Annotated in this window: 18 protein-coding genes; all 18 read left to right on the top strand. The window is 63.4% G+C overall.

Features of this window, described 5'->3' with window-relative positions; translation table 11 throughout:
- The first annotated feature begins 424 nt into the window (after positions 1-424).
- The 18 genes from IEX41_RS03260 (at position 425) to IEX41_RS03175 (ending at position 14,916) form a co-directional block, all read left to right on the top strand.
- Positions 425-1,681, top strand: a complete 1,257-nt coding sequence (locus tag IEX41_RS03260) for a tyrosine-type recombinase/integrase (RefSeq protein WP_188788723.1) — start codon at positions 425-427, stop codon at positions 1,679-1,681.
- Complete coding sequence (locus tag IEX41_RS03255; protein WP_188788721.1) at positions 1,678-2,196, top strand: hypothetical protein; 519 nt, start codon at positions 1,678-1,680, stop codon at positions 2,194-2,196. Before IEX41_RS03260 ends, IEX41_RS03255 begins: the two co-directional genes overlap by 4 nt.
- 105 nt (positions 2,197-2,301) lie before the next feature.
- Complete coding sequence (locus IEX41_RS03250) at positions 2,302-2,568, top strand: helix-turn-helix transcriptional regulator (RefSeq protein ID WP_188788719.1); 267 nt, start codon at positions 2,302-2,304, stop codon at positions 2,566-2,568.
- Entirely contained in the window at positions 2,568-2,840 is a 273-nt protein-coding gene (locus IEX41_RS03245) for a hypothetical protein (RefSeq protein ID WP_188788717.1), read from the top strand. The genes IEX41_RS03250 and IEX41_RS03245 overlap by 1 nt, the downstream gene beginning before the upstream one ends.
- Complete coding sequence (locus IEX41_RS03240) at positions 2,840-3,355, top strand: GntR family transcriptional regulator (protein ID WP_188788714.1); 516 nt, start codon at positions 2,840-2,842, stop codon at positions 3,353-3,355. Before IEX41_RS03245 ends, IEX41_RS03240 begins: the two co-directional genes overlap by 1 nt.
- 1,385 nt (positions 3,356-4,740) lie before the next feature.
- The gene (locus IEX41_RS03235; RefSeq protein ID WP_188788712.1) at positions 4,741-5,988 is read left to right on the top strand and encodes a phage portal protein; all 1,248 of its coding nucleotides are present in this window, start codon (positions 4,741-4,743) and stop codon (positions 5,986-5,988) included.
- Positions 5,963-6,367 carry a phage-derived protein YdaY family protein gene (locus IEX41_RS03230; RefSeq protein WP_229672907.1) on the top strand — a complete coding sequence of 135 codons (405 nt, stop codon included), beginning with the start codon at positions 5,963-5,965 and terminating at the stop codon, positions 6,365-6,367. The genes IEX41_RS03235 and IEX41_RS03230 overlap by 26 nt, the downstream gene beginning before the upstream one ends.
- A complete protein-coding gene (locus IEX41_RS03225; protein ID WP_188788709.1) occupies positions 6,367-6,876 on the top strand; it encodes an HK97 family phage prohead protease in 510 nt (169 codons plus the stop codon). Before IEX41_RS03230 ends, IEX41_RS03225 begins: the two co-directional genes overlap by 1 nt.
- Positions 6,877-6,884: 8 nt before the next feature.
- The gene (locus IEX41_RS03220; protein WP_229672906.1) at positions 6,885-8,024 is read left to right on the top strand and encodes a phage major capsid protein; all 1,140 of its coding nucleotides are present in this window, start codon (positions 6,885-6,887) and stop codon (positions 8,022-8,024) included.
- Positions 8,024-8,389, top strand: coding sequence for an HNH endonuclease signature motif containing protein (locus IEX41_RS03215; RefSeq protein WP_188788705.1), 366 nt, complete (start codon positions 8,024-8,026; stop codon positions 8,387-8,389). The genes IEX41_RS03220 and IEX41_RS03215 overlap by 1 nt, the downstream gene beginning before the upstream one ends.
- Positions 8,390-8,392: 3 nt before the next feature.
- The gene (locus IEX41_RS03210) at positions 8,393-8,872 is read left to right on the top strand and encodes a hypothetical protein (RefSeq protein WP_188788703.1); all 480 of its coding nucleotides are present in this window, start codon (positions 8,393-8,395) and stop codon (positions 8,870-8,872) included.
- Between the two features lie 3 nt (positions 8,873-8,875).
- Positions 8,876-9,187, top strand: coding sequence for a head-tail connector protein (locus IEX41_RS03205; protein ID WP_188788701.1), 312 nt, complete (start codon positions 8,876-8,878; stop codon positions 9,185-9,187).
- Positions 9,187-9,597 (top strand): HK97-gp10 family putative phage morphogenesis protein, encoded by a 411-nt coding sequence (locus IEX41_RS03200; RefSeq protein ID WP_188788699.1) that lies wholly within the window; start codon positions 9,187-9,189, stop codon positions 9,595-9,597. Before IEX41_RS03205 ends, IEX41_RS03200 begins: the two co-directional genes overlap by 1 nt.
- Positions 9,597-10,013, top strand: a complete 417-nt coding sequence (locus IEX41_RS03195) for a DUF3168 domain-containing protein (protein ID WP_188788697.1) — start codon at positions 9,597-9,599, stop codon at positions 10,011-10,013. The genes IEX41_RS03200 and IEX41_RS03195 overlap by 1 nt, the downstream gene beginning before the upstream one ends.
- Positions 10,010-10,327 (top strand): phage head closure protein, encoded by a 318-nt coding sequence (locus IEX41_RS03190; RefSeq protein ID WP_188788696.1) that lies wholly within the window; start codon positions 10,010-10,012, stop codon positions 10,325-10,327. Before IEX41_RS03195 ends, IEX41_RS03190 begins: the two co-directional genes overlap by 4 nt.
- Positions 10,324-10,728, top strand: a complete 405-nt coding sequence (locus IEX41_RS03185) for a phage terminase small subunit P27 family (protein WP_188788694.1) — start codon at positions 10,324-10,326, stop codon at positions 10,726-10,728. Before IEX41_RS03190 ends, IEX41_RS03185 begins: the two co-directional genes overlap by 4 nt.
- On the top strand, positions 10,706-12,304 hold the full coding sequence (locus IEX41_RS03180) for a terminase large subunit (RefSeq protein WP_188788692.1): 1,599 nt from the start codon (positions 10,706-10,708) through the stop codon (positions 12,302-12,304). Before IEX41_RS03185 ends, IEX41_RS03180 begins: the two co-directional genes overlap by 23 nt.
- Before the next feature lie 11 nt (positions 12,305-12,315).
- Positions 12,316-14,916 carry a hypothetical protein gene (locus IEX41_RS03175; RefSeq protein ID WP_188788690.1) on the top strand — a complete coding sequence of 867 codons (2,601 nt, stop codon included), beginning with the start codon at positions 12,316-12,318 and terminating at the stop codon, positions 14,914-14,916.

Raw genomic sequence — 14,916 nt, 5'->3', positions numbered from 1 at the left:
GGCGCCGGAGGAGGCTGTCAAGCGGATTCGGTTGCCGGGCAGATGCCGCAGCTTTTCCACGCACCGTATACTCTGGCGAAACGTCGTTTCCTCGCGCGGTCATTAAGCGCCTCCGCATTGGTTATGCGGTACGCTATGGCAGAGCCAGATTAATGACGCCCTAATCCCGGAAGGGCATCCCTGCGAAATTCATCTATAAACCTTGGGGTAAATGGTACCGCCTTCCCGGTTCGAACGGGAGACCTCTTGATCCACAATCTATCCAGATGGGTTCTCTCCTAGGCTCATCCGACGTCACCTAGCTCGCGAATTCTCCAATATTTGTTGACCTTACTTTCTTAATTGGCAACGTTGCGCATCATCTGGCGGCATCTGAATTCACTGCCTTTGTTACCCCAGATGTTACCCGGGAGACCCTTTGATCATGGCGCGAGCTCTCACAACCAAGACTGTCGAAGCCCTGAGGCCAGATCCTGAGCGGCGTCGAGAGATACCCGATCCGGCACTCTCGGGCCTTTATGTCGTGGTACAACCAAGCGGCGCCAAGAGCTGGGCACTGCGGTATCGCTTCGCAGGTAGGCCGCGGAAACTAACTCTCGGTCGATGGCCTATTCTAGGGCTGGCCGCGGCGCGCGCAGCTGCAACTGAGGCGCTGGAGGAGCTGGAGGCGGGAAGGGACCCTAGCGCGGCAAAGCAAGCGGCAAAGGCGAAGACCCTCGAAGCACAGCTCTCAGACCGCGATAAGGTTAAGACGCTCTTTCGGCTCTACAGTGATCGCTACCTTGCGAACCTCAAGTCTGGCGCTACCCCACGGCGTGAGCTTGAGCGGCATGTGGTCAGCCGATGGGGGGATCGTGACATTCATGACATCGCCAAGCGCGACGTGATCGACCTTCTGGACGAGATCGCAGACACCGGACGTGTTGTGAGTGCCAACCGTCTCCGGACTTATCTGAGCGGGTTCATGAACTGGTGCGTGGCTCGCGATGTGATCGACCTTTCGCCGGTCACGGGCGTCAAGGCGATTGCGAAGGAGATTAGCCGTGATCGCGTTCTCAGCGACGATGAAATTCGATGGCTGTGGCAAGCCTGTGACGACATCGGGCAACCGTGGGGGCCGCTCGCCAAGATCTTGCTGCTCACCGGGCAGAGGCTTCGCGAGGTGGCCGAGATGACGAACACAGAGATCTCGGGCGACGCGTGGCACCTACCGGCCAGCCGCACCAAGAATGGCAAGGCTCACGGGGTCCCGATCTCGTCGGAGGTCCACGGCGTTCTGGCGAGCGTCGCGCGGGTCCCAAGTGCGCCAGGCTACCTGTTCACCACGACCGGGACGAGTCCTGTTTCGGGCTACACGAAGGGTCACGCCCGCCTCATTGAGCGGATGGCCGCGATCGCGACCGGGGAGGCAGGCGAACCTTTCGAAATCCCCCGATGGACGTTTCACGATCTGCGGCGCACGGCGGCGACCGGAATGGCGAGGCTTGGCGTTCCGGTGCGGGTCACTGAGGCTGTGCTGAATCATACGTCCGGCACAGGTGGGGGCCTCGTTGGGATCTATCAGAGACACGACTACGGCGAAGAGAAGCGGCGGGCGCTGGAGGCCTGGGCGCGGTTCGTGCTGGATCTGGTGGAGAGCAAGGCGGCGTCCAATGTCGTGCATATCGGAGCACGCCAATGATCCCAGATTTCAGAGATGATCCCGATTACCCTGCCTTCATGGATGCAGTCTGTCGGAACGACATGGACGCTATCGAAGTGCTGGTTGCAAAGCATAGGCAGTCCGCAGAAATCGCGGCTCGGGAGGGCGACTATGAGGAGCTGAAAACGCTCCTGTTGCGCAATAAACCTCTGAACGATGGTGAGCGCGGCTTCCTCGTCGAACTCCTTGAAGGCGGGATGAAGCCTTCGAAGGGCAGACCACCAGCCATAGAGATAACAAAACTGATTGCTGTGGAATTCTACTGGCTCACGAACGTCGACGAGATGACGCGTCAGCAAGCTCTAGGATACCTAGAAGAGCGCGTGGGTCGCAAAGAGCGAACCATCGAGGAACGCTTGAACCGTGCAAAATTCCTCGAAAGCATCAGGTATAGATTGAGCGGCTACGATCTACTGAAAGGCCGTGCGAGCGCGACTGTTCTGGCACATTTTCGGGCGCAAGATCGTGCGGAATTTGACAAACATTTCAGATGACTGCGGGAAAATGAACTGAAATACCCGCAGTAAAGTCCTTTGGACAGATACGCGCATCTGTGACCAATAGATGAGCCACGTTCTAAATCATAGGAGACGTGGCTGATGAACCTGAATGAACCTCATACGCTCTCGATATCGGACGCTGTCCAGCGCATGTTTCGCGATCCGGTCGACCCGCACAAGCTGATGTCGACGGCGAAAGTTACCAAACTTCTAGACGTCTCGGCGTCCTCGATCGACCGGTGGTTGGCTGATCCCGAGATGAAATTCCCGAAGCCGATTGTTCTTTCCCGGAACCGCTATTGGCGAGAAGTTGAAATCAGGACCTGGATCGATGAACGCGCCCAACAGCGACTGAGGGGAGAGTAATGCTTCCTTCTGATCAAAAAGATGCGCTGGGGCGGATCGATGTCCGCCTCAAGCTCGTCGAAGCAGCCCTTGAACGAGCATTTCGGGACGGTGGAGCCGCGGCGTTTGCCGCGGACCTCCGCTTCTCGGGACTGGTCGAAATCACGATCGACGGCTGGCCTCTTGAGGAAATGGGCGAGCGCTTAGCGCGGCAGCTGATGCTTGAGCTGCGGACATTCCGCAATGCACTGGACCGTGCCGCAGTCGAACTCGAGGATGTGGAGGAGAGCTGATGGGGCGGGACAAGAAAAACGAGAAGAGGCGCGAGCACTTCGCTCAGCTCAAGCGCCACATCATGCAAGAGCCCGCATGGCGTGCCCTGCGTCCTGTGGCTCAAGCGCTCTACCCGTGGCTCTTGTTGGAGTGGCATGGCGGTAATGCAAACAACAACGGTGATATCCAGCTCTCGACCCGGCAAGCGGCGGATTGTCTGGGCGTTAACCGCAACACGGCAGCCGGCGCTTTTCATGATCTACAGGCGAAGGGTTTTATCGTTGTGACCAAACCCGCCCAACTCGGGAGCTCCGGTAATGCCAAGTCCCCGAGCTTCGAGCTGACAGAGATCGCATTGCCTACCGCCACCAGCGGCAGACGTCTTTACAAGAACTGGACACAGGGCGCGGACTTCCCGGTCAAAGGGACCAGCTCGAATAATCCGAGAGGTCGGAATGGGAAAGAAAAACCCCGTCATGAAAATCGGGACAGGAACGTCCTAAATTTCGTGACGTCGAACGGTAGGACGTCATGAAATTTAGGACAGCCTGTCACAAATACTGTGCCGTTTTGCGCCTTTTGCAGCCATCGGACGTCCTAAGAATCGTGACATCCTTAATCTACCATATACCCCAGCCCGAATTTGGGACGGAAAACGCGGCGCAGACGTACCGAAATGCGCGGTCGGTCATCGACGGACAAGAGACCGTCCCGATCGAGCGTAGCCGTATGTGGGCGGTGCAATGAGAGAGAGACCACCCCTCGACCGCTGGCGTTTCGATGCGATCACCACCGGCCCTGAAAAGATCTGGGGGCTCGCTGCAATCGCAGGCGCTCTCGGAGTGAGCACCGACAAAGCACGACGTCTGGCTAAGCTCCACGACTGTCCGATCTATCGACCTGATGGTGTGAGCTACTTCGCGCTTCGGTCTGAACTGAACCATTGGCTCCGGAGGAAGTGAAGATGAACGACCTGCACGAAATCCAGGTGACTCAAATGCGCTTGATTCACAGCAAGCCGAACGCCTCAAGGAGAAGGGTCCTCGCTGCATTTGATATGACCTATGCTGGCCTCCGGATCTTCGGCGCAACACTGCTCCAAGATGAGGATGGAGTCGTCTCTGCACATGGCCCCCGAGGAAAAGGGCCCAGTGGCTCTCTTTGTTGCGCAGTGCTGCAAGATGACGCGCTGAAGACGAGGGTGAGGGACGAGGCGGCTCGTGTGTACGAGGGCTTCACAGGGCGGCAGCTTGTGACAGACGTGGAGGCATGAGCGTAGTGGTGTTTTCAGCCCGCCAGCCTGAGAAGAAGGGGTGGCTCTTCGTGGGCGAAATGGTGGACGAAGACGGCTAGATCATCATCATGCATGACGGACGCAGTTACCGCTTTGCACTGGATGCGGCGCGGGAACTCGAAGCTGACGGCGCGGGCGCGGTGATCGATCGGGTGCAGCGCTAGATTGAAAACTGGTAGCAGAGTTCGTAACTTGGAGCCTCTTCGATGAGGTGATCCTAATGAATAGCGATATTCCAACCTACAAAGTAGCGGCCAACCGCTTCAACGGAAGCCCACTCGGAATTTTCGAATGCCGATGTGGCGCAAGGCACAAGCATGGTTTGCCGTCTGAGCTCAACCAGCCAGAGCATCGTGTTGCTCACTGCACAGACAGAAAAATCCATCCTAATGGCTACTACATCCTTTGGCTCGGCGAAGAGGACAGCGTGGCTCCTTACAAAAAGCGGTAGCTACTTCCGGGGGGTGGTCCTGAACTTTGGGGCCGCCCTGGGGACCGGCGCGGGGAGCAACGCGCGATATTTGCCCGAAACTGGATTTTCGCGACACCTGAAAACCCCGGAAAACCTTGCTTTAGCCTGATCTGGCACCCTGCACACGGCGCGGCACCAGTGCGAATCTGGGCGCATGAAGCTGTTCAGACGCAAACCGCCGGTCGAAGAGAAGTCGCTCGCTGAGCCGAGCGATGATCTCTATTCCCTCTTCGGGCTGGTGCCCTCTTCCGCCACCGGAACGCCCGTCACGGCAGAGGTGGCGCTGCGGGTGCCTGCGGTGGGGTCCGCGATCCGCGTTATCTCCGAGGCTGTCGCAACGCTCGACATCGGCGTGAAGCGCATTCAGGCGGACGGCACCGAGATCGCCACGCCGGACCACCCCGTTTTGCCCCTCTTGCGCGATCAAGCGAACGACTGGACAGACGCGTTTTCGTTCATTCGTGATCTGGTGATCGACGCGCTGTCCGATGACCGGGGCGGCATGGCCTACGTCAACCGGGTGGGGGATGGCCGTGTTGCCGAGATCATCCGCTACCGCCAGGGCATGATCGACGTGCAGTTCGACACGGTGACGGGCGAGCCGCGCTACAAGATCAATGGTCGCGCGGTGCCTGCCTCGGACGTCGTCCACCTTCGCAGCCCCTTCGGACGTGCGCCGCTGTCTCTGGCGCGGGAGGCCATCGGGGTAGCCATGGCGCTGGACAGGCACGCGGCCAAGCTGTTTGGGCGTGGTGCCCGTCCTTCCGGTGCCCTGAGCTTCCCCAAGGGCATGGGTGAGGAGAGCGTGAAGAAGGCCCGCGCCGCGTGGCGGGCGACCCACGAGGGCGAGGACGCCTCCGGGCAGACGGCTATCCTGTTCGACGGTGCAGAATTCACGCCCTTCACCTTCAGCTCGACCGACAGCCAGTTCCTCGAAAACCGGAAGTTCCAGATCCTTGAGGTTGCCCGCGCGTTTCGGGTGCCACCTCCGATGCTCTACGACCTTGAGCGGGCGACGTGGAGCAACGGCGAGCAGCAGGGCCGGGAATTTTTGAGCTACACATTGGAAGCGTGGTTGCGGGCGGTGGAGGGCGCACTGCGCCGCGCCCTGTTCACCCCGGAAGAGCGGGCCACCCATGCCATCCGCTTCGACCGTGACGACCTGACCCGCGCTGACCTTTCGACCCGCTCGACCGTCATCAACTCGCTGGTGGCCTCGCGCGTCATCAACCCGAACGAGGGCCGCGCTTGGCTGGGCCTGACCCCCTACGCGGGCGGCGATGAGTTCGCAAACCCCAACATCACCACGCCCGACGCGCGCAATTCTGCGTCCGTCGATGGCGAAGAGGGTGCCCTCAATGTTGAGGAGACCCCGGATGAGGAAAACCCCGATGCAGCTTAACGACATCCGCGCATTCTCTGCCGATCAGGACCGGGGCGTCTGGTTCGAGCTTCTCGACCCGGTGACGCATCAGGCCACGGGCATCCGCCTCAAGGTCGCGGGACCGGACAGCGAGGTGCAGAACCGCGCCCGCCTGCGCCTCTCCGACGACCTGTCCGATGTGGCCGATGCAGAAGGCAAGGTATCGGCGGAAGCGCGCGAACGTGCCCGCCTCGACAGCCTCGCGTCCTGCGTCCTCGCCTGGGAGATCAACGAGGACGGCCAGCCGGTGCCCTTCAGCCATGCCAACATCGTGCGCCTGCTCAAGTCCGCGACATGGGTGCAGGCGCAGATCGACGCCTTTGCGTCCGACCGCGCGGCGTTCCGGAGGGCTGGCTGATGGAGCGCGTCTATCTCGAAACCAAGATCGCCGCCTTCGATGATGGCACGGTTGAGGGTCTGGCGTGGAAGTATGCCGAGGCCGACCGCATCGGGGACATGATCACCAAGGGCGCATTCACGGGGGCGTCGTTCCCGCTGCCGATGCTCTTCGGCCACGACCAGAACGACCCGGTGGGTTCCTGGACCATCGGGCAGGACCGCGACGAGGGCCTGTATCTCAAGGGGCGGCTGCTGGTGGATGACGTAACGCGGGCGCGTGAGGTGCGCGCACTGGTGCGCTCCGGGGCCGTGCGCGGCATTTCCATCGGCTTCCGCACGAAGAAGGCGGCACCTCGCCCGCGCGGTGGCCGGACGGTCTCCGAGCTTGAGCTTCTGGAAGCGAGCCTCGTGACGATCCCGATGCACCCCGGCGCGCGGGTGACTTCAGCCAAGACAGCGGTGCAGGCCCTCAGCCTCGCCGAACAATTGCAACGCGCTGCGGCGCAGCTCGCACGAAAGGATTCCTGATGCGACCCATGAGCAAGACCGAACTGCTTGGCAGCGCGGCCATCACCCTGAAAGACGGCGGCGAAGATGACCCGGCGGACATCGTCACCAAGGCCATCGGCGATCTGACCAAGACCGTCGAAGAGCGGCTGGCCGATATCGAGAAGAAGTCTGATCCGGCCCCCTACATCTCCCGCCTGGACAAGCTCGAGGCCCGGATGAACCGCGCGCCGGGCGATGCCGGTGATGACAAAGATCCGGGTGTCGAAACCAAGGCCTTCATTTCCTACCTGCAAGGCCGCGAGTTCGACCGGAAGGCGCTGACCACGACCGACGACACCACCGTCCACATCCTCGCGCCCGAGGACATGCAGTCGGATTTCATCCGCAATCTGGTGGAGTTCTCGCCGCTGCGCCAACTGGCCGAGGTGCGCTCGACCACATCGGCCGGCGTGATCCTTCCCAAGCGTACCGGCGTGACCAACGCGGTCTGGGTGGATGAGACCCAGACCCGCACCGGCAGCGAGCCCGCATTCGGGCAGGCGAAGATCGCGATCAAGGAAATCGCCACCTACGTCGATATCTCGCTCCAGCTTGCCGAGGACAGCGCCAACGTGCTGAGCGAAGTGAACATGGCGCTGGCAGAGGACTTCGGCCAGAAAGAGGCGCTGGCCTTCGTGGAAGGCGACGGCGTTCTCGAGCCTTCGGGCATCATGCAGGATGCGGACATCGGCTCGTTCGAGGCCGCTGCCGCCACGCTGAACCCGGACGAGCTGATTGCCATGGTCTATTCGCTGCCCGCGACCTACCGGAACTCCGGTAGCTGGGTGATGAACGGCACCACGCTTGGCATCATCCGCACCCTCAAGGATGGTGATGGCCGCTACCTTTGGCAGCCCTCCTATCAGGCAGGTCAGCCCGAGACGATCCTTGGCCGCCCCGTGGTCGAAGCCGTCGATATGCCGGACATCGCCGCCGGGGCCGAGCCGATCATCTTCGGCGACTTCAAGCGCGGCTACCGGATCTATGACCGCCTCGCGCTGTCGATCCTGACGGACCCGTACACCGTGCGCACCAACGGCCTGATCCGCTACCACGCCCGCCGCCGCGTCGGCGCCGGTGTGGTGCGCTCCGAGGCCTTCCGCAAGCTCGAGATGGCCGCGAGTTGATGCCGTCGCGTGGGCCTCGCCTTTGCGGTTGCGGACGCCGGGTTGCCCCCGGTGCCCGCTGCCCGTGCGAGGTCAAGCGCAAGGCAGAGCGCGACAAGCGCCACGATGCCAAGCGCGGCAACAGCAGTCAGCGCGGCTATGGCGGCACATGGGAGCGTACGGCCAAGGCCTTCCTCGCAATGCGGGAACACCGTGTGTGCAGCTGGCCCGGCTGCACGGAGCAGGCCCGGCACGTCGATCACATCATCCCGCACCGGGGCGATCCTGCCCTGCGGGATGACCCGAAGAACTGGCAGGGCCTCTGCGCCCATCACCACAACAGCGCCAAGCAACGTCTGGAGCGGCGCATCTACAAGAGGAACTGACACATGACACTCTACGCAACGGCGGGTGCCAAGCTCTACATCGGCAGCGCCATCACCCTGACCGGCGACGACCTGACCGAGGCCGATTTCACCGGGGAAACCTGGGTGGAGATCAAGCAGCCTGAATCCCTCGGGTCCATCGGTGACACCGCGCAGGAACTCCCCTTCGACGATATCGGCGTGGGACGCACCAAGCGGCTTAAAGGCCAGCGCAGCGCAGGCACCATGGAAGTGGTCTGCGGCATCGACTATGCGGACCCCGGCCAAGTGGCTCTGCACGCGGCTGAGAAGGCTGATGATGACTTTGCTTTCCGGCTGGTCTTCGATGACGCCCCGAGCGGCGGCACCCCGTCTGAGCGCCTGTTCGCTGCCATGGTGGGCGGTGCTTCGGAACAGTTCGACACGGCCAACAACGTGATGAAGCTGAATGCCAGCCTCTGGGTGAATTCCAACGTGGTCCGCGTTGACGCCGCCGGGGCCTAACGTATGGCCGTCGCGACCCTCGACAATCTGAAGGATCAGCTCGCGTTCACCGACGACATCGGGGACGCGGACGATGGCCTTTTGCAACGGAAGCTCGACGCCGCGCAGAACCATGTTGAGCGGCTGCTGGGGTTCCGCATCGAGGCCACCTTCGGGGGCGAGGGGCAAGACGAGGTGCCGCCGGCACTGGTGGAGGCTGTGCTTCAGCTTGCAGCCCACTGGTACGACAACCGCGAGGCCGGTGCCGAGGCGGTGCGCGAGCTTCCCTTCGGGGTGCGCGAGATCGTCACCGAATACCGGGAGTTCACGTTCTGATGGCGGATGATGGCGGCCTCAAGAGCTTCCGCAGCCGGATGCGGGCGATGGTGAAGGCGGGCAAGGATTCCGCCTCGCCTGCGCTGCTACAGGGCGGGTACGAGGTGGCCGATGCCATGGAAGCGCTCGCGCCCGAGGAAGATGGCGACCTCAAGGGGTCCATTGCTGTCACCCCGGCGGGGCAGATGACGCCGCCCTATTCGCAGCCCGGCGGCTCGCATGTCGTGCCCGAGAACCAGGTAGCGATCACGGCGGGCAACAGCGACGTGCGCTATCCGCACCTTCAGGAATACGGCACCCGGCACCACGCCGCGCAGCCGTTCTTCTGGCCGGGCTTCCGCCTCGCTCGCAAGAAGGCCGAGAACCGCATCAAGCGCCAGATCGCCAAAGCTATCCGGGAGGCCCGCTGATGTCCGCAGACCTTGCCGTGCAGATCGCCATCCGTTCGCGCCTCGTGGCAACCGCTGCCGTGACCGACCTTGTGCCGACCACCGCCATCCTCGACCGCAACGCCACGCCTGCGCCGCGCCCGTCCATCGTGATCGGTGATGCCCAGGTGGTGGACGAAGGCACCAGCATCGCGCGGACCCGCGAAAGGATCTTCCACACGATCCATGTCTGGAAAACCGAGCCCTCGCGCGAAGGCGTCAAGCGCATCATGTCCGCGATCCGGGCGGCAATCCGGGCCGAACGCCTCGACCTCGGGGCCGGGTATCATTGCGTGGACTGGCGCATCAGCAGCACGCGGGCGCTTTCCGATCCCGATGGGGAAACCTCGCACGGCATCATGGTCATCGACGTGCTGGCCGAAGAGGTGACGGCATGAGAGCGGGGCGCATGGTGCATGTGATCGAGGTGCAGCAGGCCACGACCACGATCAACGACGCGGGCACGCCCGTGGATAGCTGGGAAAAGCTCTTCACGCTGCGGGCCGAACTGGTGGAGCAAAGCACGGAAGAGTTCCTGCGCGGGGCCGGGGATACGCAGGTCACGGCGCTGGCTTTCCGGACCCGCTACCTTGCGGGCGTGACCACCAAGCACCGGGTGAGCTTCGATGGCGAGGCCTACGATATCGAGGAAATCACCAGCATCGGACGCCGCCGGGGGCTGGAACTGCGCTGCAAGGCGGTGTCGCCATGAGGGGTACGAAACCGCAGATGCAGGCCGATCCCGACGCGCTGAGCGATCTGGCCGCGCCCGTCTGGCTTTCCGGGCATGCACGGGCTGAATGGGAGCGGGTCATGCCGATCCTGACCGAACGCCGCATCCTGACCGATGCGGACCTCGGGCAGCTGGAGAACTACTGCATCGCCATCGGCACCGTGCGCGACATGGAAGCGCATCTCCAGGAACACGGGCACATCCTCACCGACCTTGAGGGCGGCATGAAGCGCAATCCGGCGGTGGGCATCCAGTCCGACGCCATGACCCGCGCCCGCCTGCTGGCCGCTGAGCTGGGGCTGACCCCGGTTTCTCGGTCACGGCCCGCAATCCGCAATGATGACCCGGAGGATGGTGATGACCCGCTCAACCTATCCTGACTGGATATACGATGGCTCCGAGATCCCGGACCCTCAAGGGTTTGGCGAACGGGCGGTCAAGTTCCTCCGGATGCTGCGCCACCCGAAGTCCGGGAAGGCCTTCCAGCTCGACCCTTGGCAGGAACGCATTGTGCGCCGCATCTACGGGCCACGCCATGAGGACGGCAGCCGCATCGTGAAGACGGTGGTAATCCTCGTGCCGCGCGGGAATCGCAAGACCTCGCTGTCCGCCGCTCTGGAAGCGCTTCACACCATCGGGCCGGAAGCGGTGCCGGGCGGGGAGGTCATCACATCGGCCTCGGATCGCAAGCAGGCGCGCATCGCTTATGAGGAACTGCGGGGGCTGATGGGGGCGCATCCCAAGATCGCGCCGCACGTCCGGTTTCTCGACTACCGCAACCGCATCACCTATCCTAGGCTCCGCAGCTTTTGCGAGGCGATCAGCGCCGATGCCGGAACCCAGCACGGGCGCACGCCGGTCTTTGTCCTGGCAGACGAACTTCATGCCTGGAAGAAGCGCGAGCTTTGGGACGTGCTGCGCTCCGGGTTGGTGAAGACACGCGGCTCATTGCTGGTGGTGGCGACCACCGCCGGGCGCGGGCAGGAAAACATCGCCTGGGATATCGTGGACGATGCCCGCAAGGTGGCGCGGGGGGAAGTGGATGACCCGTCCATCCTTCCGGTGCTCTTCGAGGCCGACCGGGATTGCGACTGGCAGAATGAGGAGGTCTGGTTCCGGGTAAACCCCGGCCTGCGCCACGGCTACCCGGATATTGAGGGTTTGCGCCAGCTTGCGCGGGAAGGCTCGCGCCGCATCGGGGACCGGGAAGCGTTCCGCCAGCTGAACCTCAACATATGGCTGGACCACGCCACCGATCCCTTCGTGGACATGCACATCTATGACGATGGCGCGGGGCCGGTCGATCTGGAAGACCTCGAAGCCCGCCAAGCGCCGTGCTGGCTCGGGGTGGACCTGTCTTCGAACTCGGACCTGACCGTCATTGTGGCGTGCTGGCGTGACGGGGAGGACGGCTTCCAGGTGGTGCCGTTCTTCTTCTGCCCATCCGACAACCTGCGGGCGCGGGAAGACCTGAGCGGGGTGCCCTATACCACATGGGCCGATGACGGGCTGATTACCGCGACCGAGGGCAACGTGGTGGACTTCCGGGCAGTGGAGGACGGGGTGCGCGAGCTTTGCGCCCGCTTCAACGTGCAGGAAATCGCCTTCGACCCACACCTTGCCCGGAACATGCTGAACGACCTGCTGGAGGATGGTTTCCCGGCGGTGGAGTTCCGGCAGGGCTGGGTGACGATGGCCCCGGCGGTAAAGGAGCTGGAGCGCGCAATTATCGGGCGACGGTTCCGGCACGGCGGCCACCCGGTGCTGCGCTGGAACTTCGCCAACATCGAGGTGAAGACCGACAGCTCCGGGAACCGCTCATTCCACAAGGGCAAGAGCAAGGACAAGATCGACGGCGCGGTTGCGTCTGCCATGGCCGTGGCTCGCTGCGCCGCAGACGAGGGCGCAATGACCACATCGGCGGACTGGTTCACCGATGACATGTGGACGGCATAGGAGGCCGCAGGATGGACGAAGAACGCCTTATCGTGGCGCTGGAAGCCCGCATCCGGGATTTCGAGAAGAACATGCTCAAGGCCGAGCAACGCGGTACGCAGTCTTACAACCGGCTGCGTACCGGATCGCGTACCGCCACCACGGCGATGGAGGCGGACATGCTCCGGTCCACGAGCCGCATCAACCAGGCGCTCGCGACCACAAGCACCCGCATCGGGGCGTTCGGCAAGGCGTTCGTGGCGGGGGCAGTGGTGGCCGGTATCGGGGCGATCACCACCGGGGCAACGCAGGCCGTGCGCGCCTTGTCCGAGATCCAGCAGCAGGCAGACCGGGCTGGCCTGAGCGTGACCGCGTTCCAGGAACTCAAGTTCGTGTCCGAGCAAAGCCGCATCGACGTGGATGCGATGGTCGATGGCCTGAAAGAGCTTCAGCTTCGGGCCGACGAGTTCATCGTGACCGGCAAGGGCTCCGGGGAAGAGGCGTTCCGCAGGCTCGGGTATAGCGCTGAAGACCTCAAGCGGCGGCTGGAAGAGCCGGAAGAACTGTTCCTCGACCTGATCGACCGCATGGAAGACCTCGACCGCGCGGCGCAGATCCGCGTTGCCGACGAGGTGTTCGGCGGCACGGGTGGGGAGCGCTTCGTTGAACTGCTGCGGCAGGGGGACGATGGCATCCGCCAGATGATGGACCGGGCGCACGAGCTGGGCCTTGTGATCGAAGAGGACACCATTGCCAAGGCGGCGGAACTCGACCGCAAGTTCGGGGAGATCACGGGGCGCATCTCGACGCTCGCCAAGACCATCGTGGTGGATCTGGCCGGGGCGCTGGATGAGGCGCTGACGATCGACGTTGACGACATCTTCGGATCTGCCGAACGCGCGATCGCGATGATGGGCGAGAAGGCCTATCGCGATGCCATGGAGGGGAAGAGCAAGGCGACCGAAGAGGAAGCCGAGGAGCAGATGGACACCCTCCGGATGCTCCGCGATGAGTATGCCCGCCTTGGGGACGAGGCCGTGCGCTTGTTCCCGTCTCTGGATCAGACCATCATTTCCCTGAGCGCCCTGGGCTATTCGGACGCCGCAGACACCTTGCGGGCCGTGCGCGACCAGATGGCCGAACTGGATGACGGCCTGAAGGATGGCACGATCAGCGCTGAGGACTTCGACAGCGGCATGCAGGACGCGATCACCAGCGCCAACGACGCGCTGGCGCAGATCGACGCGATTGACGGGGCGACCTTCTCGAATGTGATCGCTCAGCTGGGCGGCCTCGCGCGGGCGCTCATTGAAACCGCCACCCGCGCCACGCAGCTCCGCAACAGCCTTCCGGGCAATGAGGTTGGGACCACCCCGGCACCCGAGGGGGAGGTTGATTTCCAGCTGCCCCCGACTGAGACCGCGCCCCGGTCTTCGGTGCGCCCGCAGATGCCTGGGGTGAACTTCAGCTTCGGCAGGCCTGAGCCTTCGGCCGGCGGCGGTGGTGGTGGGTCTTCCGGCGGTGGTGGGGGTGGCCGTGCCCGTGCCGAGGTGGATGATTTCCGCCGCGAGGTGGAGCGCACCCGCGAAGAGATCGCACGGCTTGAAGCCGAAGCCGTTGCCCTGGCGGCGGTGGCCGAGACGGGGTTCGAGTATGGCGATGCCGTGGACTACGCCCGCAAGAAGGCCGAACTGCTGTACGAGGCGCAGGCAGCGGGCAAGGAACTCACCCCCGAGATGCGGGCCGAGATCGACCAGCTGGCGCAGGCCTATGCTAAGGCCGGGCAGGCGGCGGACGATGCTGCCGACAAGATGGACAAGGTGCGCGAGAACACCGAGCGCGGGGCGCAAAGCATGTCGGACCTGTTCATGTCCGTCCTCGATGGCTCGAGTTCCGCCGAGCAGGCTTTGTGGAGCCTCGTGCAGCAGCTCATTCAGGTGCAGATCGAGGCGGCGTTCCTCGACCTCGCGAAATCCGGCGGCACGGTCGGGAGCATCTTTGAAGCGATAGGCAGCGCCCTATCCGGCAAGCGGGCAGAGGGCGGGCCGGTGAAGGTGGGCGAGCCCTACCTGGTCAACGAGCGCACCGCGAATTCGGAGATCTTCGTGCCTTCGCAATCTGGCGCGATCCTCAACGTGCCGCAGGCGCAGGCCGCCTTGCGCGAGGCCGTGCTGGGCGGGCGGGGTAAGAGGGGCGGCACGCCGTTGCCGCGGTCTTTGCGCAAGATGGCCGCAGCGTCTTCCGAGCCGGTGATGCCGCGCATCGAGGGCGCGCGGGCGAATGGCGGCTCTGTCATGTCCGGTAAATCTTACCTGACCAATGAGCGCACCAGCCGCGCCGAGGTCTTCACCTCTTCGCAGTCTGGCGCAATCCTGAACGTGCCGCAGGCGCAAGCCGCGCTCCGGGGTGCGTCCGCCGGTCAATCCAAGATCGAGGTGGCCGCGCCCGTGGTGAACATCCCGGTGAATGTCGCCCCGCTTCCAGGCGAAACCGCAGAAGTCACCCGCCAGCCCAATGGCACCATGGATATCCGCATGATCCGCAAGGTTCTGCGCGACGAACTCTCCAGTGGCAGCATGGACGGCGCAATGCGTCGTCGCTACGGCGGCCGCCCTCTCCCGAAAGGATCCTGA

Source organism: Salipiger pallidus (assembly GCF_014643635.1).
Lineage (GTDB): Bacteria > Pseudomonadota > Alphaproteobacteria > Rhodobacterales > Rhodobacteraceae > Salipiger > Salipiger pallidus.
The sequence above is the reverse complement of the archived record's forward strand: the minus strand, read 5'-3'. Positions and strand labels throughout refer to the sequence as shown.

What these genes read in the sequence shown, in the direction of transcription:
- IEX41_RS03235 (WP_188788712.1), top strand. Translation starts at nt 4,741, where the DNA reads ATGAAGCTGTTCAGACGCAAACCGCCGGTCGAAGAGAAGTCGCTCGCT.
- IEX41_RS03210 (WP_188788703.1), top strand. Translation starts at nt 8,393, where the DNA reads ATGACACTCTACGCAACGGCGGGTGCCAAGCTCTACATCGGCAGCGCC.
- IEX41_RS03225 (WP_188788709.1), top strand. Translation starts at nt 6,367, where the DNA reads ATGGAGCGCGTCTATCTCGAAACCAAGATCGCCGCCTTCGATGATGGC.
- IEX41_RS03190 (WP_188788696.1), top strand. Translation starts at nt 10,010, where the DNA reads ATGAGAGCGGGGCGCATGGTGCATGTGATCGAGGTGCAGCAGGCCACG.
- IEX41_RS03220 (WP_229672906.1), top strand. Translation starts at nt 6,885, where the DNA reads ATGAGCAAGACCGAACTGCTTGGCAGCGCGGCCATCACCCTGAAAGAC.
- IEX41_RS03230 (WP_229672907.1), top strand. Translation starts at nt 5,963, where the DNA reads ATGAGGAAAACCCCGATGCAGCTTAACGACATCCGCGCATTCTCTGCC.
- IEX41_RS03180 (WP_188788692.1), top strand. Translation starts at nt 10,706, where the DNA reads ATGACCCGCTCAACCTATCCTGACTGGATATACGATGGCTCCGAGATC.
- IEX41_RS03260 (WP_188788723.1), top strand. Translation starts at nt 425, where the DNA reads ATGGCGCGAGCTCTCACAACCAAGACTGTCGAAGCCCTGAGGCCAGAT.
- IEX41_RS03245 (WP_188788717.1), top strand. Translation starts at nt 2,568, where the DNA reads ATGCTTCCTTCTGATCAAAAAGATGCGCTGGGGCGGATCGATGTCCGC.
- IEX41_RS03255 (WP_188788721.1), top strand. Translation starts at nt 1,678, where the DNA reads ATGATCCCAGATTTCAGAGATGATCCCGATTACCCTGCCTTCATGGAT.
- IEX41_RS03240 (WP_188788714.1), top strand. Translation starts at nt 2,840, where the DNA reads ATGGGGCGGGACAAGAAAAACGAGAAGAGGCGCGAGCACTTCGCTCAG.
- IEX41_RS03250 (WP_188788719.1), top strand. Translation starts at nt 2,302, where the DNA reads ATGAACCTGAATGAACCTCATACGCTCTCGATATCGGACGCTGTCCAG.
- IEX41_RS03175 (WP_188788690.1), top strand. Translation starts at nt 12,316, where the DNA reads ATGGACGAAGAACGCCTTATCGTGGCGCTGGAAGCCCGCATCCGGGAT.
- IEX41_RS03195 (WP_188788697.1), top strand. Translation starts at nt 9,597, where the DNA reads ATGTCCGCAGACCTTGCCGTGCAGATCGCCATCCGTTCGCGCCTCGTG.
- IEX41_RS03205 (WP_188788701.1), top strand. Translation starts at nt 8,876, where the DNA reads ATGGCCGTCGCGACCCTCGACAATCTGAAGGATCAGCTCGCGTTCACC.
- IEX41_RS03185 (WP_188788694.1), top strand. Translation starts at nt 10,324, where the DNA reads ATGAGGGGTACGAAACCGCAGATGCAGGCCGATCCCGACGCGCTGAGC.
- IEX41_RS03215 (WP_188788705.1), top strand. Translation starts at nt 8,024, where the DNA reads ATGCCGTCGCGTGGGCCTCGCCTTTGCGGTTGCGGACGCCGGGTTGCC.
- IEX41_RS03200 (WP_188788699.1), top strand. Translation starts at nt 9,187, where the DNA reads ATGGCGGATGATGGCGGCCTCAAGAGCTTCCGCAGCCGGATGCGGGCG.